This window comes from Exiguobacterium algae (genome assembly GCF_018617875.1).
GTDB lineage: Bacteria > Bacillota > Bacilli > Exiguobacteriales > Exiguobacteriaceae > Exiguobacterium > Exiguobacterium algae.
In genome coordinates, this window is record NZ_JACSKZ010000001.1 from 406,803 (window position 1) to 429,333 (window position 22,531).

21 protein-coding genes are annotated in these 22,531 nt (G+C 50.0%); 3 read left to right on the forward strand and 18 right to left on the reverse strand.

Going from position 1 to position 22,531, the window contains the following annotated elements:
- The 5 genes from prmA to hrcA all read right to left on the reverse strand — a co-directional run bounded on the left by prmA (position 1) and on the right by hrcA (position 5,662).
- Positions 1 to 939: a 50S ribosomal protein L11 methyltransferase gene (gene prmA / locus KNP03_RS02115; protein WP_214824524.1), complete on the reverse strand. Its 939-nt coding sequence runs from the start codon at positions 937 to 939 to the stop codon at positions 1 to 3.
- Between the two features lie 18 nt (positions 940 to 957).
- On the reverse strand, positions 958 to 2,064 hold the full coding sequence (gene dnaJ, locus KNP03_RS02120; RefSeq protein WP_214824526.1) for a molecular chaperone DnaJ: 1,107 nt from the start codon (positions 2,062 to 2,064) through the stop codon (positions 958 to 960).
- Between the two features lie 112 nt (positions 2,065 to 2,176).
- Positions 2,177 to 4,003 (reverse strand): molecular chaperone DnaK, encoded by a 1,827-nt coding sequence (dnaK, locus tag KNP03_RS02125; RefSeq protein WP_214824528.1) that lies wholly within the window; start codon positions 4,001 to 4,003, stop codon positions 2,177 to 2,179.
- A gap of 28 nt (positions 4,004 to 4,031) precedes the next feature.
- Positions 4,032 to 4,622 carry a nucleotide exchange factor GrpE gene (gene grpE / locus KNP03_RS02130; RefSeq protein WP_214824532.1) on the reverse strand — a complete coding sequence of 197 codons (591 nt, stop codon included), beginning with the start codon at positions 4,620 to 4,622 and terminating at the stop codon, positions 4,032 to 4,034.
- 17 nt (positions 4,623 to 4,639) lie between these two features.
- Positions 4,640 to 5,662 (reverse strand): heat-inducible transcriptional repressor HrcA, encoded by a 1,023-nt coding sequence (hrcA, locus tag KNP03_RS02135; RefSeq protein ID WP_214824535.1) that lies wholly within the window; start codon positions 5,660 to 5,662, stop codon positions 4,640 to 4,642.
- A 193-nt stretch (positions 5,663 to 5,855) separates the two neighbouring features.
- Here hrcA and KNP03_RS02140 point away from each other — a divergent pair, with 193 nt between their 5' ends.
- A complete protein-coding gene (locus tag KNP03_RS02140; RefSeq protein ID WP_214824538.1) occupies positions 5,856 to 6,461 on the forward strand; it encodes a DUF1054 domain-containing protein in 606 nt (201 codons plus the stop codon).
- 55 nt (positions 6,462 to 6,516) lie between these two features.
- On the opposite strand, the gene hemW is transcribed toward KNP03_RS02140, so the two are convergent.
- The 5 genes from hemW to lepA all read right to left on the reverse strand — a co-directional run bounded on the left by hemW (position 6,517) and on the right by lepA (position 13,077).
- Positions 6,517 to 7,671, reverse strand: a complete 1,155-nt coding sequence (gene hemW / locus KNP03_RS02145; RefSeq protein WP_214824543.1) for a radical SAM family heme chaperone HemW — start codon at positions 7,669 to 7,671, stop codon at positions 6,517 to 6,519.
- A 66-nt stretch (positions 7,672 to 7,737) separates the two neighbouring features.
- A complete protein-coding gene (locus KNP03_RS02150) occupies positions 7,738 to 8,922 on the reverse strand; it encodes a DUF1015 domain-containing protein (protein ID WP_214824546.1) in 1,185 nt (394 codons plus the stop codon).
- 9 nt (positions 8,923 to 8,931) lie between these two features.
- Entirely contained in the window at positions 8,932 to 10,095 is a 1,164-nt protein-coding gene (locus KNP03_RS02155) for a phosphoglycerate dehydrogenase (protein WP_214824549.1), read from the reverse strand.
- Positions 10,082 to 11,140: a 3-phosphoserine/phosphohydroxythreonine transaminase gene (gene serC / locus KNP03_RS02160; RefSeq protein ID WP_214824552.1), complete on the reverse strand. Its 1,059-nt coding sequence runs from the start codon at positions 11,138 to 11,140 to the stop codon at positions 10,082 to 10,084. The genes KNP03_RS02155 and serC overlap by 14 nt, the downstream gene beginning before the upstream one ends.
- Before the next feature lie 113 nt (positions 11,141 to 11,253).
- Positions 11,254 to 13,077, reverse strand: coding sequence for a translation elongation factor 4 (gene lepA / locus KNP03_RS02165; RefSeq protein WP_214824574.1), 1,824 nt, complete (start codon positions 13,075 to 13,077; stop codon positions 11,254 to 11,256).
- 219 nt (positions 13,078 to 13,296) lie between these two features.
- On the opposite strand from lepA, the gene rpsT reads away from it, so the two are divergent.
- Positions 13,297 to 13,557, forward strand: a complete 261-nt coding sequence (rpsT, locus tag KNP03_RS02170) for a 30S ribosomal protein S20 (protein ID WP_012726675.1) — start codon at positions 13,297 to 13,299, stop codon at positions 13,555 to 13,557.
- Between the two features lie 27 nt (positions 13,558 to 13,584).
- Here rpsT and KNP03_RS02175 read toward each other — a convergent pair whose 3' ends face one another.
- Together KNP03_RS02175 and holA are read right to left on the reverse strand one after the other, a co-directional pair.
- Positions 13,585 to 14,022: a GNAT family N-acetyltransferase gene (locus tag KNP03_RS02175; protein WP_214824577.1), complete on the reverse strand. Its 438-nt coding sequence runs from the start codon at positions 14,020 to 14,022 to the stop codon at positions 13,585 to 13,587.
- Between the two features lie 9 nt (positions 14,023 to 14,031).
- The gene (holA, locus tag KNP03_RS02180; RefSeq protein WP_338082705.1) at positions 14,032 to 15,042 is read right to left on the reverse strand and encodes a DNA polymerase III subunit delta; all 1,011 of its coding nucleotides are present in this window, start codon (positions 15,040 to 15,042) and stop codon (positions 14,032 to 14,034) included.
- Positions 15,043 to 15,132: 90 nt separating this feature from the next.
- On the opposite strand from holA, the gene KNP03_RS02185 reads away from it, so the two are divergent.
- Entirely contained in the window at positions 15,133 to 15,297 is a 165-nt protein-coding gene (locus tag KNP03_RS02185; protein WP_214787369.1) for a YqzM family protein, read from the forward strand.
- A 44-nt stretch (positions 15,298 to 15,341) separates the two neighbouring features.
- Here the strand turns inward: KNP03_RS02185 and KNP03_RS02190 are convergent, their stop codons facing one another.
- From KNP03_RS02190 to KNP03_RS02215, 6 genes are all read right to left on the reverse strand, one after another.
- Positions 15,342 to 17,150 (reverse strand): DNA internalization-related competence protein ComEC/Rec2, encoded by a 1,809-nt coding sequence (locus KNP03_RS02190; RefSeq protein WP_214824580.1) that lies wholly within the window; start codon positions 17,148 to 17,150, stop codon positions 15,342 to 15,344.
- Positions 17,119 to 17,484 (reverse strand): hypothetical protein, encoded by a 366-nt coding sequence (locus KNP03_RS02195; protein ID WP_214824581.1) that lies wholly within the window; start codon positions 17,482 to 17,484, stop codon positions 17,119 to 17,121. The genes KNP03_RS02190 and KNP03_RS02195 overlap by 32 nt, the downstream gene beginning before the upstream one ends.
- Position 17,485: 1 nt before the next feature.
- Positions 17,486 to 18,061, reverse strand: a complete 576-nt coding sequence (locus KNP03_RS02200; protein WP_214824582.1) for a helix-hairpin-helix domain-containing protein — start codon at positions 18,059 to 18,061, stop codon at positions 17,486 to 17,488.
- Between the two features lie 203 nt (positions 18,062 to 18,264).
- Positions 18,265 to 19,908 (reverse strand): methyl-accepting chemotaxis protein, encoded by a 1,644-nt coding sequence (locus tag KNP03_RS02205; RefSeq protein WP_214824583.1) that lies wholly within the window; start codon positions 19,906 to 19,908, stop codon positions 18,265 to 18,267.
- Positions 19,905 to 20,876: a BMP family lipoprotein gene (locus KNP03_RS02210; RefSeq protein ID WP_214824591.1), complete on the reverse strand. Its 972-nt coding sequence runs from the start codon at positions 20,874 to 20,876 to the stop codon at positions 19,905 to 19,907. The genes KNP03_RS02205 and KNP03_RS02210 overlap by 4 nt, the downstream gene beginning before the upstream one ends.
- Before the next feature lie 133 nt (positions 20,877 to 21,009).
- The gene (locus KNP03_RS02215) at positions 21,010 to 22,530 is read right to left on the reverse strand and encodes a flotillin family protein (protein ID WP_214824594.1); all 1,521 of its coding nucleotides are present in this window, start codon (positions 22,528 to 22,530) and stop codon (positions 21,010 to 21,012) included.
- Between the last annotated feature and the right edge of the window lies 1 nt (position 22,531).

The following is a 22,531-nucleotide window of genomic DNA, read 5'->3' on the forward strand; positions in this document are numbered from 1 at the left end:
TTACCCCTTCTTCGCGATGATGGCGACCCAGTCTTCCATCACGCGCGTCTCTTCGATCTCGAAACCGGCTTTGACAAGCGCCTCGGTCACTTCAGCACGTTTCTCTCCGATGATACCAGAGGTGATGAAATGTCCACCTGATTTCGTGCGGGCATAGGCATCATCGATGAAGAGAAGAATGACGTCCGCGAGAATGTTCGCGACGACCAAATCATACTCTCCGTCGACACCTTTCAACAAATCACCCGTGCCCACCTCAACGAGCGACTCCACGCCGTTCGTCTCGACGTTCTGGCGCGCCGCTTCGACGGCAACTGAATCGAGGTCGAGCGCCTTGACGCGATCCGCTCCCAGTTTCGCCGCTGCAATCGACAGGACGCCAGAGCCCGTTCCGACATCGATGACGCGGTCTCCTGCCTGAATGTAGTTTTCAATCGCTTGAATACAGAGCATCGTCGTTGGGTGCGTCCCCGTCCCAAACGCCATACCCGGGTCGAGCAAGATGACGTTTTCTTCCGGTTGCGGTGTATATTCTTCCCACAAAGGGACGATGGTGAGCTGTTGTGAGATTTTGACGGGCTTATAATACTGTTTCCAGGAATGGGCCCAGTCCTCTTCGTCAATTTCCGCGACCGTCACCTCACCTGTCCCGATATCCAACAGGTGACGAAGTGATTCAATTTCCTTCTTCAGGTTTGCGAGCAAATCCTGAAAGTCACTCGATGCCGGGACATAGGCTTTGACATGTACGCCAGAAGTCGGATACGTCTCTCTGTCCGAAACGTCCCACACTTCTCCGAAATGGTCCTCTGCCATCATCCGGTCGAAATCCTCGACATCCTCGATGACGACACCTTGTGCCCCCACTTCGTGTAATAAATTCGATACGGCTTCTACAGCCAGCTGTGTCGTGTGGACACAGATTTCAGACCATTTCATCGTTTGTACACGCTCCTTTTAGTGACTGAAAAACTTTTTCATTTTTTGAAACATGCTGTGCTCTTCTTCAACACCTGACTCACCGCTGATCTCCTCAAACTCTTTGAGCAGTTCTTTTTGACGGTCCGTCATATTTGTCGGTGTCATCACAACGATGTTGACATACTGGTCTCCGTGACCACCGCCACGGACGCTCGGCATCCCTTTTCCGCGAAGACGGAATTTCGACCCGGTCTGCGTACCGGCTGGCACTTTTAAGCTCACTTTCCCGTGAACGGTCGGCACTTCGATTTCCGCGCCGAGTGCAGCTTGAGTGAAAGTGACAGGCATCTCCATCGAAATGTGCTGATCGATCCGTTCGAAAATCTCATGGGCACGGACACGTACGACGACATATAAGTCACCGGCCGGTCCACCGTTCACCCCGGGACCGCCTTTACCAGATAGTCGGATTTGTTGACCGTTGTCAATTCCCGCTGGTATTTTCACTTCTACTTTTTGTTTCTTCTTCACATGGCCCGATCCATGACATGTCGGACATTTCTCTTTGATTGTTTTCCCTGTACCATGACATTGGCTACACGGACGTTGATTGACCATGCGTCCGAGAATCGTGTTTTGTTCGACTGTCTCGATCCCGCTTCCGCCGCAACGGCTACACGTTTCAGGTTTCGTGCCTGGTTTTGCGCCACTGCCCATGCATGTGTCACATTCGACTTCGATTTCAAGTTCGATCGTCTCTGTTTTACCTGTGACACTTTCCATGAAGTCCAAATCAACGACGTATTGATAGTCTTCACCACGGCGCGGGGCGTTCGGGTCTTGACGACGTCCGCCTCCGCCGAAGAACATATCGAAGATGTCACCGAATCCGCCTTGGAAGTCGCCTCCTCCGCCGAACTGGTTCGCTCCTTCGAATCCGAAACGGTCATATTGCGCACGTCTTTGCTCATCTGAGAGCACTTCATATGCTTCCCCGATCTCTTTGAACTTCTCTGCCGCATCCGCTTCTTGGTTGATATCCGGATGATATTGACGGGCCAATTTACGGTATGCACGTTTGATTTCTTGTGCCGAGGCCGACTTTTCGACACCGAGCACTTCATAATAATCTCGTTTAGACACTTTCCTCGCTCCTATCCAGTCTCTGACTACCTATCGATTTTACCGATTCTACCTTAACATGGAAAGAGCCAAAGCAGAAACCTGCTTTGGCGCTCTCCTTTTCAACGGCTGCTTATTTTTTATCGTCAAGATCCTCAAACTCTGCGTCCACGACATCATCGTCCTGTTTTGCTTCTGCTTGTGGTTCTGCGCCTTCAGCACCTTGCTGTTCAGCCATTTTTGCGTATACTTTTTGCGACAACTCTTGAACGACAGTCGACAATTCGTCTTTTGCCGTACGGATTGCCTCAAGGTCAGTTCCTTCGAGAGCCGTCTTCGCTTTTTCTTTCGCAGCTTCTGCTTTTTCTTTGTCCGCCTCTTCCACTTGCTCACCAAGGTCTTTGATTGCCTTGTCTGTCGCGAAGACGAGTTGGTCTGTTTCGTTGCGAAGTTCCGCTTCTTCTTTACGTTTGTTATCTGCGTCTGCGTTCGCTTCAGCTTCTTTCACCATACGCTCGATTTCTGCCTCATCGATACCTGAAGAAGATTGGATTGTGATGGATTGTTCTTTGTTCGTACCAAGATCTTTCGCTGATACGTGAACAATTCCGTTTGCATCGATATCGAATTTAACTTCGATTTGTGGCACTCCACGTGGTGCTGGTGGAATGTCAGTCAATTGGAAGCGACCAAGCGTCTTGTTGTCTGGTGCCATCGGACGTTCCCCTTGAAGGACGTGGATGTCAACAGCAGGCTGGTTATCTGCAGCAGTCGAGAACACTTGTGATTTCGATGTCGGGATTGTCGTGTTGCGATCGATCAATTTCGTCATCACGCCACCCATTGTCTCGATACCGAGCGAGAGTGGAGTAACGTCGAGAAGGACGACGTCTTTTACGTCTCCAGCAAGAACTCCACCTTGGATTGCCGCACCGAGTGCAACCACTTCATCCGGGTTTACCCCTTTGAATGGCTCTTTCTTCGTGAAGTCGTGGATTGCTTTTTGAACGGCAGGGATACGTGTCGAACCACCGACGAGAATGATCTTATCGAGGTCAGATGGTGTAAGCCCTGCATCTTTCAATGCACGACGAGTCGGTTCCATTGTGCGTTCGACAAGGTCAGCCGTCAATTCTTCAAACTTCGCACGCGTGAGTGTCATCTCCAAGTGGAGTGGACCTGCTTCACCTGCTGTGATGAACGGAAGGCTGATGTGTGCGCTTGTGACGCCTGAAAGGTCTTTCTTCGCTTTTTCAGCTGCATCTTTCAAGCGCTGAAGAGCCATCTTGTCCTTCGAAAGGTCGATGCCGTTTTCTTTTTTGAATTCCGCAACGAGATAGTCGATGACTTTTTGGTCGAAGTCATCTCCACCGAGACGGTTGTCACCAGCTGTCGCGACTACTTCAAATACACCGTCGCCAAGCTCAAGGATTGAAACGTCGAACGTACCACCACCAAGGTCATAGATCAAAATCGTGTGGTCTTCACCTTTATCGAGACCGTATGCGAGTGCTGCCGCTGTTGGCTCGTTGATGATTCGTTTGACATCAAGACCAGCGATTTTACCAGCATCTTTAGTTGCTTGACGCTCAGCATCGTTGAAGTATGCAGGAACTGTGATGACTGCTTCCGTGACCGTTTCACCGAGGTAGTCTTCCGCATCTTTTTTCAACTTTTGCAAAATGATTGCCGAGATTTCTTGTGGCGTGAATTTCTTACCGTCTACTTCAACTGTGTGTGAAGTACCCATGTGGCGTTTGATTGATTGGATTGTGTTCGGGTTCGTGATTGCCTGACGTTTCGCAACTTCACCGACTTGGCGTTCTTCCCCTTTGAATGCGACGACAGAAGGCGTCGTACGGTTTCCTTCCGCGTTTGAGATGACGACCGCTTCGCCACCTTCCATTACTGCTACACATGAGTTTGTAGTTCCTAAGTCAATACCGATAATTTTACCCATTGTTCATTCCTCCATCTCGTTTAAGTAGTTATTCCGCAACTTTTACCATGCTTGGGCGAATGACTCGACCGTGCATCGTATAGCCTTTTTGGAGCTCCATTGTGACGATTCCAGATTCGAATTCATCGCTCGGTTCCTGCATGACCGCCTGATGATAGTTCGGGTCGAACGGTTGACCGACCGCGTCGATTGCTTCGACCTGCTCTGCATTTAGAATGTCGAGCAACTGGCGGTGGATCATATCGACACCTGCTTGAATCTGTTTCGCATCGTCTGAAGATGCTTCCACCTGGAGTGCCCGCTCAAAGTTATCGATGAGCGGAATCAATTTTTCGATGACAGACTGCGATGCGAATTTGACCCGCTTCGCGTTCTCTTCATTCGTCCGACGACGGAAGTTGTCGAAGTCGGCGCGAATGCGGAGTTCGCTCGCTTTCAATGCTTCGATTTCTTTTTGTAAGTCCGTCCCCTCAGAACTTTCTTCCACAATCTCAGCATTTAAAACCTCGTCTTCACCGCTTGTTTCTGTCTCTTTTGTGTCTTCTGACTGCGACGTGTCCACATCTTTTTCTTCGAGCACGTCTTCGTGTTCTGGCCCTTTTTGATTCTCTGCTGTCATGTTGAGGCTCCTTTCCGTCACTCTTCTAGTTTCGTACGTCGCAACGCTTCAATGATTTGTCCCATCATCTGTACGCCGTGACGGTAATTCATTCGAGTCGGACCAATCATGGCGATCGTACCGAATGTTTTTCCATCCAACGTGTAATCCGAAGTGATGACACTACAATTTTGAAGTGCGACGATTCCATTCTCGCTCCCAATGCTCACATAGATTTCGCGATTTGGCAACGATTCGAGCCAATGGGTCAACCGTTCCTGCTCATCAATCCATTCAAGGAACGGCCGTAACGTATCAATCGTTTGGAATTCAGGTTGATTGAATATGTTTTTTTTGCCCCCTAGATAGAGCGAGGACGGTGTCTGAATTCCGACCGTCGATTGGATCAGCTGCATCATGTTGTCGTACTGTTGACGCTGGGCAAGTTGAAGTTTGGCAACTTCTTCCCCGATTCGAATTTTAAGCTGTCCGAGCGGGGTACCGACCAAGCGATCATTCAACAAACGAATTGTCTCTTCGATGATGTCTGGCGCAACCCGGGATTCAAAGACGACCGTACGATGTTCGACATGACCTTGGTCGGTCACGATCAACACGACTCCACGTCGTTCATCGATCGGCATGAAATCCACACGCGCCAGCTTTTCCATCTGACTGTTCGGACCGAGGGCGACCGTCGTGTAGTTGGTCAAATCAGAAAGGAGATCTGCGGCTTGCCGGATGAGTAATTCCGACTCTTTTGCCGATTCTTTGAGACGCTCCTCCAATCGGAACGTTTCCCGCTCGTCGATGATCCGTTTTTCTACGAGATGATCGACATAGTAGCGATAGCCGACTTCCGACGGGATCCGTCCGGCAGAGGTATGCGGCTTTTCAATCAATCCCATGTCTTCTAGGTCCGCCATATCGTTTCGGATTGTCGCCGAGCTGAACGACAGATCGTCCCGCTTTGAGAGCGTGCGTGATCCGACCGGCTGGGCGGTTTGGATATAATCATCAATGATCGCCCGAAGAATGAGCAATTGTCTCTCTGTCAGCACAACATCACCCCTCTCTGAAAGATTCGCCTCGCTTTTACTAGCACTCATAATTAACGAGTGCTAATCACACTTCAAATATTATCACGTTCTCACTATTTGTCAATTGATACACCTCAATTTTTTCACCTTTTGTAAAGCCCTCAAACCTGAATTTTCATCCCGAGTCCGCTATCATGGAAAAAGAGGTGATCATATGTTTACAACAAAACAATTTGACGTATTCAAGCAAGACGGACTCGAATCTCGCATGACCGGAATTCGGTCCCACATCCAACCTTTATTCCATCGAATTTACGATGAAGTCGGTCCTCAGCTCGAAGCCGATGTCGGCGTCCCTCTTTATTTGCATGTGGCGAAGCATGCCAGACGAACGGTCAATCCCCCGAAGGATACGTGGATGGCCATCTGTCATGACAAGCGCGGCTATAAAAAACACCCGCATCTGCAAGTCGGTCTGTTCGACGACCGCGTCTTTGTCTGGCTCGCCTTCATCTATGAGATGCCAAATAAACAAGCGATTGCGAAACGGCTCGAAACGCTCGATTTCAAATCCGAGTTCGCGGATTTCCATGTCGCCGGCGACCATATGAAAAAAGATGCCTTCCTTATTGAAGAAACATCTGAGGCATCGATCACGACGTTGTTGGAGCGGTTTGGAAACGTTAAAAAGGCAGATTTCTTGATCGGGCGGCAATTACAGGCCGATGCCTCGATTCTACAAAACGAGTCGGCGTTCCTCGCTCTCGTGGAGGACACGTTCGGCCGCTTAACCCCGCTCTATCGCGACCTGATCCTATAAGCAGTACGATCAAAAAAGGCAATCCTCCTGACGCTTCAGGAAGATTGCCTTTTCTTTAGGAATGCATCGTGTCCACTTTCGCCTCACCGATAAAGGCTGCGAACGCCTCATTGGCAAGCGGAAGTCCGGATTCGGTCAAGCGGACGTGTGTCCCGGTCCGCTCCACCAGTTCTTTTTTAACAAGGTCATCAATCACGTGACCAAACACCGATTCAAGAGATAATCCGTATTTGTCTAAAAACGTCTCAACAGAGACCCCGCAACGCATACGCAGACCAAGGAACAGTTCTTCTTCCATCTGCTCGACTGTCTCCAGCTTTGTCACATTTTTGACCGGTAGCCCTTCCGCCTTGATGTAGTGCGGGATTGGGGCAATATTCGCCCGGCGTTCACCGTTCAAGTAGCTATGAGCTCCGGCACCAAACCCGTAATATTCCTCGTTTCGCCAATACACCTGGTTATGACGACTCTCTCTGCCTTCCACACTATAATTCGAAATCTCGTACTGCGAAAGACCATGGCGTTCGAGCGTTTCCATCACCTTCAAGTACATCGCGACCTCGGTGTCCTCTCCGGGGAGCCGCAGCTTTCCTTTCCGCTCCTGAATCGCAAACACGGTATGCGGTTCAAGGATCAAGGAATAGGAGGAAACGTGTTGGATCGGAAGTTGGAGTGCAAGTTCCAAGTCACGGTCGATTTGCTCGAGCGTTTGTTCCGGCAAACCGAACATGAGATCGATCGAGATGTTGTCGAATCGTTTGGACGCTTCCTGCACGGTCTGAAACACATCATCCGCCCGATGGGTGCGACCGATTCGTTCCAGTCCCCCATCATCGAACGTTTGGACGCCGAAGCTGACCCGGTTGACCCCACCACGTTTCATCGTATCGAGTTTTTCAGCGCTGACGAAATTCGGATTCGCCTCGACGGAGTATTCTAGGTCATCGGATGCGAGAGGTAACAGATGACGACGAACCATATCCATCAACCGAGCCATTTGAGCTTCGTTGAGTGCGGTCGGTGTCCCGCCCCCAATGAAGATCGTCTCAATCCGGTCGGTCGGAAACTGCTTCAGCGTCAGTTCGATTTCCCGCTCAAGTGCATCTAAATATTCATCAACAGGCTGGTTCTTTAAGAACACCTTGTTGAAATCACAGTAATAACAAATATGTTCACAAAATGGAATGTGAAGATATACGGCTTTAGCCAATGCGGCCACCCCTTTCTTCTCTTTCCATTTATAACGCTTTTTTGACGTTCATGCCAGCCTGCGCATTCAATCGAACCGATGAACGAACAGACCGCTCATCAGTTTCGGCTCGAACCACGTGGATTTCGGCGGCATCTGCCCCCCTTCATCCGAGACACGAATCAACTGTTCCATCGTCGTCGCATGACAGGTCAAGACAAGGACGTCACGTTCAGCTGTCATCTCCTGCAATGTTTCAGCCGAAACATTCCCCCCGACAAAATCAACCCGTTCGTCTGATCGGATATCAGTTACCCGGAAGTAAGGCTCGAGTACATCTCGCTGGAGAAGGGCCACATCCAGTTCTTCACTTTCCTGATGTTTTTGAATCCGATAAAACATTCCCCGGTAAGCGACGCCAAAAACACCGTGGCGTTCGGGCAGAACAATCGTGTCCCGTTCAGAGATGTCGTACGAGAAGGAGAGGCCTTCTAACATATTTTCCACTTCTTCCGGTGCGATGTTTGACAACACTCGATGATACGGCAAAATGGTCAACTCGTCACTCGGGAACAAGACACCTAAAAAATGTGACCGTTCCACCGGATTGATCCCTTCATTCGTCTCCGCGCTCGCTACGACAGCAGCCGCCTTGGCCCGGTGATGTCCGTCTGCGATATACACCGCAGGAATGGACGCACCAGCCATCACGACACGGGCCAGCTCGCGGTCCGGGACCTTGAACCCTTCATGAAGAACTCCCTGGTCGTCGGTGAATGAAAAGAATGGTGAAGTTTCGGTCGCACTATGCAAAATCTGTTTCAAGACAGGGTTCGCGGGGTGGCTCAATAAAATGGGTCCCGTGTGGGCTTTTGTCGCACTGACATGCTCGACACGTTCCCGTTCCTTCACTTCTCTCGTATGTTCATGAATCTTGATTCGCCCGGCCTCATAGTCGGCGACAGCGAACGTCGAGACAAGCCCGGTCTGACGATTGTTCCCGCTCGTCAAACGGTACACATAAAACCCCGAAGGCCGTGCGGTCAATTCAGACTCGTACAGCCGTTCCAACTCTTTCCTGGCGCGACGTCCCCAATCCTTCAGAGAAAGAGTCTCCTCAAGCGCCTCCGGTTTGTCTACGGTTAAAAATGAGTTCGGCCGTCTTTCAATGTCCTGTCTGGCTTCTTCCACACTCACCACGTCATATGGGGGTGCTGCCACTTCCTCAGGGTGTTCCGGCATAAAAGGGATAAACGGTTTTAATACGACCATAAGTCCTCCTTAAAATTCTCGGACGCGGATGACGCCCTCGATTTCGTATAGCGCATGAATGGATAACGGTTCATGTTGATGGTTATCGAGATCAATCAATGTATAGGCGATTTTTCCACGACTTCGATTGACCATGTTGTCAATATTTATACCGTGGGAAGCCAGTTCTCCCGTGATTTGTCCGACCATGTTCGGGACGTTGTGATGTAAAATCGCCAAACGGCGCTTTCCGATATACGGCAACTCGGTGTTCGGGAAGTTGGCCGAGTTCCGAATGTTCCCTGTCTCCAAATACAGTTTTAACGTATCGACCGCTTGAATCGCACAATTCACTTCGGATTCACGAGTCGAAGCACCAAGATGAGGGAACGCCATCACCTGCGGGTGACCGATGAGTGACTGTCTCGGGAAGTCCGTCACATAAAGGCCAACATGGTGGTGGAGCGCCTGTAAGAGATCTCCGTCGTTCACGAGCTCCCCGCGTGCGAAATTCAAGACCGTCATACCCGGCTTCATCCGATCAAACCAACTCTGATCGATGCTGCCTTTCGTGTCAGGTGTGAGCGGCATATGAATCGACAACAAGTCAACCGCCCCGAGCACCTCGCTCAAATGCTTGGCACGCGTGACATGTTTGGAAATATTCCACGCCGCATCTACGGATAGATGAGGATCATATCCGATCACGTCGACTCCCAACTGGAGCAAGTCGTTCGCGAGCGCTGCTCCGATTGCCCCGAGTCCGATGATTCCGACCCGTTTCCCTCTCAGCTCGGCCCCCACAAATTGACGTTTTTCCTGCTCCATCGCGCTCTCCAATTGTTCTTGCGTCTCAAACGTCTGGTCGTTCACCCAGTTCAGGCCTCTCGCAATCGGGCGAACGGAGAGGATCATGCTCGCGAGCACAAGCTCTTTCACCGCATTCGCGTTCGCTCCCGGGGTATGAAATACGACGACCCCTTTTTGAGCGAGCGCGTCCAGCGGAATGTTGTTCACTCCCGCACCTGCTCTTGCCACCGCTAACAGATATGGAGGAATTTCGACGTCATGGACATTGTGACTACGGATGACCCAAGCGTCCGCTTGCTCTGAAGCATTCACCACATACTCGGACGGTTCAAAGCGTTTCAACCCGGCTGAGGCGATGCGGTTATACGTTTTAATGTGATACATCATGTCCCTCCTCAAACTGTCTCATGACCTCAATCAATCGGGTCGCCCCTTCTAGCGGCATCGCATTGTAAAGACTCGCCCGAAGCCCTCCGACCGAACGGTGCCCCCCGAGTTCAATCAGCCCCTGTTCACGGGCAAATTCCAGAAAGCGCTGGTCGGTTTCCTCACTTCCGGTCGTGAAAGGGATGTTCGTAAGTGAACGTTTTTCTCCTGTCACGAGCGGTTTGAACAAGGCAGACGTCTCAAAATAACCGTAAATCAGATCACGTTTTTGGACATTCATCCGTTCCATCGCTTCGACGCCGCCCGCCTCCTCCACCCATTTCAACACCCGCTCCGCCACGTACATACTGAACGTCGATGGTGTGTTCAACAAGGTGTCCATCTGGTTGTGATAGCTTAAATAGCTCGGTAGGTGAAGTGATTGAACGAGGTCTCGCCTCACGATGACGACCGTCAATCCGGACGGTCCGATATTCTTTTGGGCGCCCGCATAAATCAATCCAAAACGGGAAACGTCGATGGGTTCTGCCAATATATTCGAGGACGCATCCGCCACAATCGGGACCTCTGTTTCAGGGATTGCTGTGAAGCGGGTTCCTTCTATCGTATTGTTCAACGTGAGGTGCACATAGTCGACGTCATGAAGCCCATCCGTTGAAAAACTCATCCCATCCAAATCGTCGGTCGGTTGGATGATAGCGACCTCCCCGAAGCAGCGGGCATCCGTCATCGCTTTTTTAGACCAAATCCCGGTATCCACATAGGCGAATCGCGACGTCTCACGTAAATTCATGGGTACCATCGAAAATTGAAGGGTCGCTCCTCCTTGAAGAAATAACACTGCATACGTTTCCGGGATGTCCATGAGACGACGCAGGCGCGCTTCGAGGGAGTCGACGATGGATTGAAACGCAGTCGACCGGTGACTCATTTCAACGATCGAAACGCCACTCCCTTCGTAGGACAGTAACTCTTTCTGGACATTTTGCATGACTTCATGCGGCAACATACTCGGTCCGGCTGAATAATTAAAGATGGGCACAGAGGCTCCTCCTCACATAATCCGTCTAAGTATGTATTCTTCCTTACCTGCGCGTCCGTTTCCTGCCCCAAAACACAAAAACACCCTGATCAACGGACCAGGGTGTGGATTGATTATTCTTCGTCCATCGACAAGACGGACATAAACGCTTCTTGCGGCACTTCAACAGATCCAACCATCTTCATGCGCTTTTTCCCTTCTTTTTGTTTCTCAAGAAGTTTACGTTTACGAGAAATATCTCCACCGTAACATTTCGCCAAGACGTTTTTACGGAGGGCTTTAATCGTCGACCGGGCGACAATCTTCGTACCGACAGCAGCTTGTACCGGTACCTCGAACTGCATCCGTGGGATGAGCGCCTTCAATTTTTCAACGATGACTTTTCCGCGCTCGTACGCAAAGTCACGGTGAACGATGAAGCTGAGCGCATCGACGACTTCGTTGTTCAAGAGAATATCCATCTTCACGAGACGTGACTGGCGGTAGCCGATCAATTCGTAATCGAGTGATGCATAACCTTTCGTGCTCGACTTCAATTGGTCGAAGAAGTCATAGACAATTTCACTGAGCGGGATTTCATACGTGATTTTGACACGTGTCGTATCGATGTACTGCATATCGATGAACGTCCCGCGTTTCTTCTGACAGAGCTCCATGATGGCCCCGACATAATCGTTCGGTGTCATGACGGCCGCCTTCACATACGGTTCTTCGATTGATTCGACTTTTTGTTGTTCCGGCATCTTCGACGGGTTATCGACATGGATGACTTCTCCTGAAGTCGTCGTCACGTGATAGATAACCGATGGTGCCGTCGTGATCAAGTCAATCCCAAATTCACGCTCGATCCGCTCTTGAATAATCTCCATATGAAGCATCCCGAGGAATCCGCAACGGAATCCGAAACCGAGCGCCTGAGACGTCTCCGGTTCGAACTCGAGGGCAGCGTCTGAGAGCTGAAGCTTTTCAAGCGCCTCACGAAGGTCGTTGTACTTCGCCGCATCGATCGGATACAAGCCACAGTACACCATCGGGTTCATTTTCCGGTAACCCGGAAGCTGTTCCGTAGCCGGGTTTTTCGCAAGGGTGATCGTATCCCCGACACGAACATCCCCGACCGTCTTGATGGATGCAGACAACGTACCGACATCCCCGACGTTCAGCTCTTTTACCGAGACCGGCTTCGGCGTCGATACACCGAGGTCCGTTACTTCGAACGTCTTCCCGGTTGCCATCATTTGAACTTTATCGCCTACTTTGACCGAACCGTTGACGATTCGAATCGACGCGACGACGCCGCGATACGCATCATAGTACGAGTCGAAGATCAAGGCTTGAAGCGGTTCAGTCGGGCTACCAGTCGGCGGTGGTACGAGTTCAACGATCTGCTCGAGAATTTCTTCAATCCCGATTCCGGCTTTTGCAGATGCCGGAACCGCGTCACTCGCATCAAGTCCGATCACATCTTCGATCTCTTGACGGACACGATCGACGTCCGCTGACGGTAAATCGATTTTATTGATGACCGGAATGATTTCGAGGTCGTTATCGAGTGCTAAATAAACGTTCGCAAGCGTTTGGGCTTCAATCCCTTGTGCCGCATCGACAACGAGAATCGCCCCTTCACACGCCGCGAGTGAACGCGACACTTCATACGTAAAGTCGACGTGTCCAGGGGTATCAATCAAATGTAGAATGTACTCTTCCCCGTCTTTTGCCGTATAGTTCAACTTGACCGCATTCAGTTTGATCGTGATTCCGCGTTCACGCTCAAGGTCCATGGCGTCAAGTGTCTGCTCTTTCATCTCACGAGCCGTGAGTGCACCTGTTTTTTCAAGAATCCGGTCAGCGAGCGTCGACTTCCCATGATCGATGTGCGCGATGATGGAAAAGTTACGAATCTTCTTCTGACGATTCTCTAATTCTTGTTTGTTCATATATCGGTTCACCTATCCTTCTCATACATACCGTGTCATTATATCAAAATCCTAAGAGTATGTGTACGACCTACTACAACAATACCACAGATAGTTTTCAGAATAATCATCAAGTGGTTGCTTTTCATATAACCGTTTGCTACAATTGTGCTTGTTCTGTTGAATGATTACTTGAAGTAATAAGAACATACACTTTCTTGTTTCAGGAGGTGACAAACAATGGCAAACATCAAATCAGCAATCAAACGTGCAAAGACTTCTGAAAAACGTCGTGTTGCGAACTCACAAGAGAAAGCAGCAATGCGTACAGCAGTAAAACGCGTTGACGCTCTCGTACTTGAAGGGAACAAAGAAGCTGCTCAAGAAGCTTTCGTCCTCGCTACGAAGAAACTCGACAAGGCTGCATCAAAAGGCCTCATCCACAAAAACAAAGCAGGTCGTGATAAATCACGCCTCGCAGCTCGTATCGCTGCTCTCTAATTAGAGATCAAACGAAACAGCCGCCTCCTACTCGGAGCCGGCTGTTTTTTTGTAGACCATGACATAATGGATTCCGATGTCGGAAATCTCGAACGGGTCCCCGACACGGACGAGCCCGTTCCGTTCATAAAAGCGGATGGCGACCGCCCGTGCATTGCACCACCACGACGCATCTACTTCACGATGAAGTTGTTGTAAGAATAAAGAACCGATCCCTTTTCCAGCTAGTCGCGGACTCGTTGCCATCCCACGTAGCTGATACGGAATGACTTCCCCGTCCATTACATTTTCCGAACGCATGACCGTGGCGACCGAGACGATTTGCCCGTCCTCTTCCCAGGCGAAGTGACGTGTCGTCGGCGCCTCATCTCCTTCAAAGTAACATGTGGAACGGGGTTTACCCGGTCGCAACACGTCGTGACGGAGCGGGATGACATCTTCCAGACTCACTTGAATAAATCCCATTCTCTCACCTCACAATAACGTCAGTTGACAGACGAGCGTATCAAAAATAATCTGCTTGTCTCCACGACCAGTCTTCATCGCCTCATCCGCATCGGCAATCAGCGTCATCGCTTTTGCCAATTGCGCTTCTGAAAACCCCCGACTCGCTTGTGTCGCCAACTTCACCGTATAAGGGTGCGCCCCGATTTTTGAGGCAATCTGTTTCTCACCATAGCCCCGTTCGGACAACTGTTTTGACAAATACATGTTGCGGTATTGTCTGGCCAACAGTCCTAGGAGTCCAAGGAGTTCTTGTCCTTGCTTCTCTAAATCCCTGACAAGTCGTAACGCCGCGTCCGCACGCCGTTTGACGAGCAGCTCCGATAACTGAAACACATTATCTTCTAACGTGCGCGGCACTAAATCATTGACGACCTCAATCGGGATTGACTTGCCAACTCCTGCGTACAGCTGCAACTTGTCCAACTCCCGAACGAGCTTGCCCCAATCATCCTGACAAAGGAACAACAACCGTTCTACGGTCGTGCGGTCCATTTGTTGTTGCTGGCGGTTCAATTCATCGTTCACGTATCGGATCATCTCGGATTGCGTCGGTTTTTTCGCCTCTAAGACGATAGCTTGTTCCTTCAAGCGCTTTACAATCTTCTTTCTTTCATCGAGTTTTTCCGTCTCCACGACGAATACGAGCACAGAATACGAGGCAGGTTGTGCCATATACCCGGCCAGTCGATCGACATTGTGCTTTTGCTTTTCTTTGGCGCCGGTCAAAAATTGCGCATTTTTCACGATGACGGTACGAAATTCACTAAAGAACGGCACCGTCTCCGCTTCGTCCAAGGCTGTATCGAGCGATGTCTCCTGCAAGTCGAGCTGCATCACATCAAACTGGTCACCGGAAGGATTGGCCGCTTTGATGATTTCGCGCTCCCACGTCTCAAGTAAGTATTTCTCCGTTCCGTATAAGACATAGACGCTCGCTAATTTCCCATTATGTAACCAGGGTTCATTCAAAACACACACCACTTTCACAATTTATTCTCATCTAAACATAGATTATCTTCGCATGATTCGCTATACTTATAAAGGAAGTATGATAAGGAGGGACCTAATATGCAAATTAACTCTGTACGTCCGCCGAGTGAAAATCCGTTTGAAAATGACGTTCAATGCAAACGAAATGATGCGATCGATTCAGCAATCGGCTTCATCGTCCCATTTGGATTTTTCTTCACGATTTTCTTCATCGGTGTCGTCATTAAATTCTTAAGCTTATAAGTCGTTAAACGATTGCCCCGGGGGAGCAATCGTTTTTTAGTTTATCACAGTTCGTCACGACTGACCTCTCTTTCGACGATGCCATGACATCCTCTTTCTTCACATATAATCATCCCGTCTTTGTCGGTTCGAAGCAACCGGCGCCCCGTAATGCGCATCAGCGTCTCCGAATGCGGATGACCGTATCGATTGTTCGCGCCCACGCTCGCAATGACCCATTCCGGTTCAATCCGTTCAATCAACGCCTCCCCAGACGACGTGTTCGAACCATGGTGACCCAGTTTAAACACATCTACATTGAGACTCGGAAGGTCTTCTTCCTGCTCGATTGGTAAGTCACCCGTTAATAAGTACGTCATTTCGCCGACTTTCATGTACAGACTGACCGAGTTTTCATTTTCGTCTTCGTGATGCTTCGTCGGTGCCACGATGCGCATCCATGGATAAGGTGTGTCTCCTTCTTCCAGTAATCGAATCCGAAGTCCGTGCCGTTTTGCCAATTGAAGCAATTCTTCCCGCTTTAACGGGTCTGCGACTAGTTTCGACAACCAGAGCTCACGCACCTGCACGTGATCAAGTAGACCGGCCAGCCCACCGATATGGTCATGATCCGCATGCGTCAGCAATACAAAGTCTAACGTTTTCTCCCCACGCTTCCAGACGTATGGCGCGACAATGTCGCTCCCGGGATCAAAGACGGAGCGCTTCTTTTCTTCTGGATTTTGATAGACCCCGCCAACATCGATGACACCCGTCACATCCCCTTGCTCGACAACGATGGCATCACCTTGACCGACATCCAAAAACGTGACACGCGGCTTCTCAAGCCCTTCGGAAAGGACGACGACCGTAATGAGCGTGAACAGCGCGCAAAACAACCCCAGCCACCGATTCTTCTCCGTAAGAATCAACCCAAGCAGAAGTCCGATCGTCAACAAAGCATGTTGGATAGGTGAAAGCTCATGGAGTGCGAACCACGGTCGGAACGTGTCATGTAGACGAAACATCCCCTCTAACCCATCCAGCACCGGTACGAATAGATTTTGAGCAGTCGGTACGACATAAGTCAAAAAGGCGAGCGGCATGATCAACCAGGAAATCGCCACCGCCATCACAATGTTCATGAACGGCGCAGCAAAGGACAGGACCGGCTGAACCGGCCATAGAAAAAGGAGACCAATCAACTGCGCGTAGATGGAAAGCTCAATCAAGCCGCGCCAGAGTCGTCTCGTGACCAATATGAAAACCGTCATACCGACGGTCAAATGAAATCCGAGATTTTCGAGTAGATGAGGTTCTGCCGCCAACATCAACGCAGCACACCACCCGAGCAGGCGAATCGGGTCACGAATATCCCGACCGAATAACGAATAAATGAGCAATATGTCCGCCACGAGAACCGCACGTGCGACCGGTGGCGACATACCGGTCATCCATCCGAAAGCGGTCAACAGGACAATGATGAAGAGTGTCTTCGTTTCCCGTCGGATCGGGAAAAATCGCATCCCCCATCGCATGCCAACGACAAGAACGGCGATGTGCGACCCTGAGATGACGAGTAAATGCAGCAGTCCCATCACGCGATATGAGAAAGAGGTCTCCTCGTCCAACGAACGTCCCTCACCAAACAGCAGCGCTTCGATATACAGTGTGACATCTTCCCGGTAGGTTTGTTCAATTCGCTCAAACTGCCGTTCTTTCCAACGTAACATCCTCCCATTGATTCCCGGCGTCGGTCTACAGGATACAACATCTTGTACCTCTCCTTTAAAAGAAAGATTCGAGCTTTCTGCCCACGCTTTCTCATCGAAACCACCAAGATTACGACGTACTTGAAAAAATTCGTATTGCACGATTACCTGACACGTTTCGCCTGGGTGACCCCTTTTGCAGTTCGTTCCCTCTCAATACGCCCTTTACACCATCCGCTTCTCCATAAAGACGGACGCTCGAACCGTTTTCCCGCCGACTGTCGACCTCGAAGATGAGCGTCGGATCAGTCGGAACGGGATGTTCTCCTGACTGAATGAGGACAAGCCCAATCAAGCAACCGACCCCGATTTTCGAATAGATGGATTGTCCGTTACGAACCAGGCCGTACAAGGCGAGGGAGGTTAGACAGAGGAACCAGGATTGACGGATTGCCGACGCCACGATGACGACTCCGACGAGCGGGAAAAGAGGCATCTCATGGCACCAGTAAATACGGCTTCATGCTCTCGAGCGTCTTTTCACCAAACCCTTTAACCTCTCCAAGGTCTTCATACGTCTTAAATGGTCCGTTCTGTTTTAAATGATTCAGGATGGCATCCGCCTTCGCCGGTCCGATTCCAGGGACTGTCATCAACTCTTCTTTCGTCGCGATATTCACATGTACCCCGCTACCGGTGTCGCTTCCTCCGACGGGTTGTGCAGGTTGTTCGAGCGATTCTCCTTTTTTCGGGACGACCACCTTCGCCCCGTCTACGAGCAGTTGCGCAAGATTCAATTGTTCCGGGTCCGCCTCCTCTGTTAACCGCGCACGCGACAAAACATCCCCAATTCGTGCCCCCTGAGGCATCGAATACACATCAGGTGACTCGACCGCCCCCGTCACGTATACGACGACATTCAATACTTCGACGACTTCCTCTTCCACTTCGTCCACTTCCATGACAAACTCTTCGACGACGGACTCTTCCGGTTCTTTTGAATAAAACAGATAGCCGACGCCAAAAAAGAGCACGACAACCAGTCCAATCACAAGCTGTTTCCACTTTTCCATGCCCGTTCACCATCCGCTGTTTTCTTACAGTATGTGGTCAAATCGCATGCCTCCTCTACTCTTCTTCTCGTCAGCAGGTTCATCGGCTTTCTCCATTTATCGTGACGGTAATAAGCTGCTATCCGCTCCGAAAAAGAGAACAATCATCTTTCGCCATCATAAAAGACCGGAAGCGTTCCGTACGCCTCCGGTCTCTAAACGAATTATTCTTCTTCAAAATGTTGGACTTGCCCCGCTAATTCGGCTGCCTGTCCTTCCAACTCTTGCATCAATGCAAAGATTTGGTCAAAGCTTGCCTGCTGTTCTTTCATCGAAGCCGCTACTTCTTCATTTCCTGCAGCGAGCTCTTCCGTTACGCCTGAGACTTCTTCGACACGACGAAGAACGTGGTTCACTTCATTACTTGAAGTCAACATTTCCTGCTCGATTGTCCGGACGAACGAAGCGACATGATCCGTACGTTCATGGATCCGGTTGAACGCTTGTTTCGTTAGACCAAACGCCTCAAGCTGCGCTTCCTGCTCCCGCTTCGACTCGCTCACCGTCTCGGTCAAACGAATGACTTCTTGCTGAATCGTTTCAACGACGCTAAAGATCGAGCGTGTCGCTTTGTTACTCTCTTCAGCCAATTTCTTCACTTCACTTGCGACGACAGCAAATCCACGGCCTGCCTCGCCTGCACGCGCCGCCTCAATCGCAGCGTTAAGAGCCAACAAATTGGTTTGTGCGGCAACATCTTCGACCAATTTGGCCATCGTTTCAATTTCTGCCGTCTGTTTCGCGAACTGATCCATTCGAGAAACGAGCACGTCGTTCCGTTCACTTGAACGGTCCAAGATTTGCTCTTGGTCTGTCAACGTATCAATCCCTGCGGCTACTTCACGTGTCATTTCCGTCGTTTGTTCAGTCGTCTGTTTCGTTTGATTCAAGCTCGTTTCAAACGATGTTGCCATCGCATTGACGGAACTGAGCGTCTCTTGCAGTTCATTCGCAATCGATTGGGCGCCATGTGCCATCTCATCCACTGCGTTCGTGATGTTTGATGTCGTACTGACAACGGCCTCGTTCTCAGCTGCTGCCGTTTCCGTCATACCGTTCACTTTCATCGATGTGACTCGAATCGAACCGATGACCGTCTGGAGTGAAACGGACATTTCACGCATCGCCCGCTCCAGGCGTCCGATTTCATCACGACGTGTCGAATCCGGCAATGTCACCAGACGACCAGACGCAATCGCTTCAGCCGCTTCTACGCTACGGTTGAGCGGACGAATGATTGCCCGGGCAAAGAGGAAGTTATAGACGCTTAATGCAATGACGACGAAAATCGTCAACAGACCGGACACGAGGAACAGACGTCCCGTCTCATCCGCCGCCTCTGCCTGTAATGCTTCATAGAAGTCCCCATTTTTCGAGATCAACGTATTGACATCGTTCAAAATCCCTTCTAGCTTCGCCGATTGAATACGGGCGGCGACTCCCCCTTCTAGAGAGGTTTCACTGCTTTGATTCAATTGTTCGTACTTCATATTTGCCCGGTCCAAATGATACGAGAAGGATGGGATCAAATAAGACTGTTCTAAATCCTCGAACGTAGCTGCGTTAAGAGCACGAACGCGCTCGAGTTGTGTCAATGTCGATTGGTTCTGCTGTTCACCGAGGGATGTCCAAAGTGACTGTTCCTGCAAAAGGGACGTCTCGAGTTGAGACAACTCAATCATTTGACTTCCGTATTGTTCGTTATAGGTTTGCAGACGGTTCAACGTGCTTAACACATAGCTCATCATCAACACGATCAAGAGTACCGTAAAGACGGTGGAGAAAATAAAACGCTTCCGTAAACTCATTGTAACGTCCCCTCCTCAAGCTGCTGTTGAATCGCTTCGAATTGAGCCATTTCCTCATCCGTCCACTGAATATTGCGAAGTGGTGCGAGACCCACGCCACCTTCTTCAATGCCAAGGACGACATGGTCGTTAAACGGCTGATCGGCAACACGCTCCGCGATTTCGACAATCGCTAAATCCACTTGTTTCAACATCGAAGTGACTACAGCTTCCGGTGCAATCATCATTTGGTCACTATCGACCCCAATGGCTTTCACACCGTATTTTTGAGCCGTTTCGAGTACGCCGACCCCTGTCAATCCGGCAGCCGCATATAAGACATCCGCTCCTGCTTCGATTTGCTTCTCAGCCAGTTCGCGTCCGATTTCCGGCGAGGCAAAATCATTTGAGAAGTCGACCATCATCTCATTCTCTTCGTCGATGCTTTTCAACCCTTTTTCAAATCCTGCTTCAAACTTTTGAATCAATTCGATGTCCATTCCGCCGATAAAACCAATTTTCTTCGTTTCTGTTTCGAGACCGGCCACTGCTCCCGCTAGAACACTGCCCTCCCCTTCTTCAAACGTGATCGATAAAACGTTTGGCAACTCAGAAATACCATCAATCAAAGCAAACTGCTGGTTTGGATACTCCGCCGCCACTGCCTCTAAATCCGACTGGCAGGCGAATCCGAGACCGACGATGACGTCGTATTTCTCTTCTACAAGCTGTTCAAATCCAGCTTTATACGTTTCACTTTCAGAAAGCTCACGATAATCGACGAACCAGTCACCTGTTTCACGCAACTGTCCCATCCCCCGCATCGCGGCATCACTGAACGACTGGTCCCCGAGACCAACGTCCGATAACACAACTCCCATCGTTTGACGGGATTCTACCGTCGCCACCGGATCATCGATCACGGATTGGCAACCCGACAACCATATCGCACATGCTGTCATCATTGTAAACATCATGGATTTCTTCATGCATAACTCCCTCTCTTAAATGGTCTGACATCTCCTTTATCGTCCGTTCCCCTTTATTTCTAAAGATATATTTTTAAAACTTATGGGAATAATAAAAAAAGCTACGAACACGCATGTTCGTAGCTTTTACGCTTTATTCTTCTGTAGCAGCGACCGTCGAATCAGTTAATTCACGCTCTGGGGCCGTCACGCGCGCAACGTTACCTTTCCCTGCGAAATTTTCAAGTAAGTCTTTCATATCAATTCCAGAAGAGGCTTTCAACGTCTGCTGAAGAGAAGCCATCAAATCTGTCGCATATCCTGTCACTTTTCCGGCACCGCCATCTTTCCCGCTTCCTGTATCGACTACGGTGATTTGATCGATATTTCCAAGCGGTGAGGCAATTTGTTTTGCATAATCCGGAAGCATCTTGACGACCATATCGAGAATCGCCGCCTGACCGTACTGCGCGAACGCTTCGGCGATTTTTTCTTTCGCCTCGGCTTCTGCAAGACCCGTCAATCGAATAATCTCTGCCTCAGCTTCCCCTTTCGCCCGCTCAGAATCGGCTTCGGCGAGACCGGCAAGTCGTACGCGTTCGGCATCAGCTTTCGCTTGCGCCTCGATTCGATACTTCTCTGCATCCGCCACGGCGATTTGACGCGCCTTGTCTGCGGCTGCAGATTGTTCGATGGCATAACGGTCAGCATCTGCCTTTTTCTTCACTTCTGAGTCATACTGCTTCTCACGGCGCATAATCTCTTTCTCTTCCAGCTCAATTTGTTTCTGACGCTCAATGATTTGAACTTGCATTTGTTGCTCCGTGACTTCCTGTTTCGCACGCGCTTCCTCAAGCTCATACGCCTGGTCGGCACGGGCTTTTGCCACGTCTTGCTCACGGCGATATGCCGCGATGCGAAGCTGGTTCTCTTTTTCCGCTTCCGCGATTTCTGAAGCCCGTTCAAGCTCCGCTTTTTTCGCATCTTTCATCGCTTCCGCCTGCTTAATGCGCGTCTCTTTATCCGCTTCGGCTGTCGCGATATCTGCATCCCGTTTCACTTGTGCGATCCGTGGTTTCCCGAGTGACTCCAAGTAACCATTCTTATCCCGCACGTCTTTGATGGTGAAGGAAACGATGATCAGTCCCATTTTCGCTAAATCCTGAGACGCCACCCGTTGCACTTCTTGCGAGAACTTATCACGGTTTTTGTAAATCTCTTCGACCGTCATGGAACCCAGAATCGAACGAAGGTGTCCTTCCAACACTTCTCTCGCTTCATTCTCTCGTTCAATTTTCGGTTTTCCAAGAAACTGTTCGGCTGCTGTCGCAATTTCGCTGATTGAGCCGCCGATTTTGATGATTGCTGTTCCGTCTGCCATAACCGGAACTCCTTGCTCTGTGTATACTTCCGGTGTCGTCACTTCTAATTTACTCGATAGAAGACTTAACGGTTCGGCTTGTTGGAACACCGGAAGAACGAATGTCCCGCCACCCCGAATGATTTTGACCCGGTTACCTGCTGCGTCACTATGTACATTTTTCTTTCCAAGATAGCTCCCTGTCACAATGAGGGCCTCATCCGGTCCGACCGTTCGGTACTTCAGTACGAATACAAATACAAGGGCCAGTACGATTACCCCGACGATGATACTTACTAAAATCGCTGTGTTCATC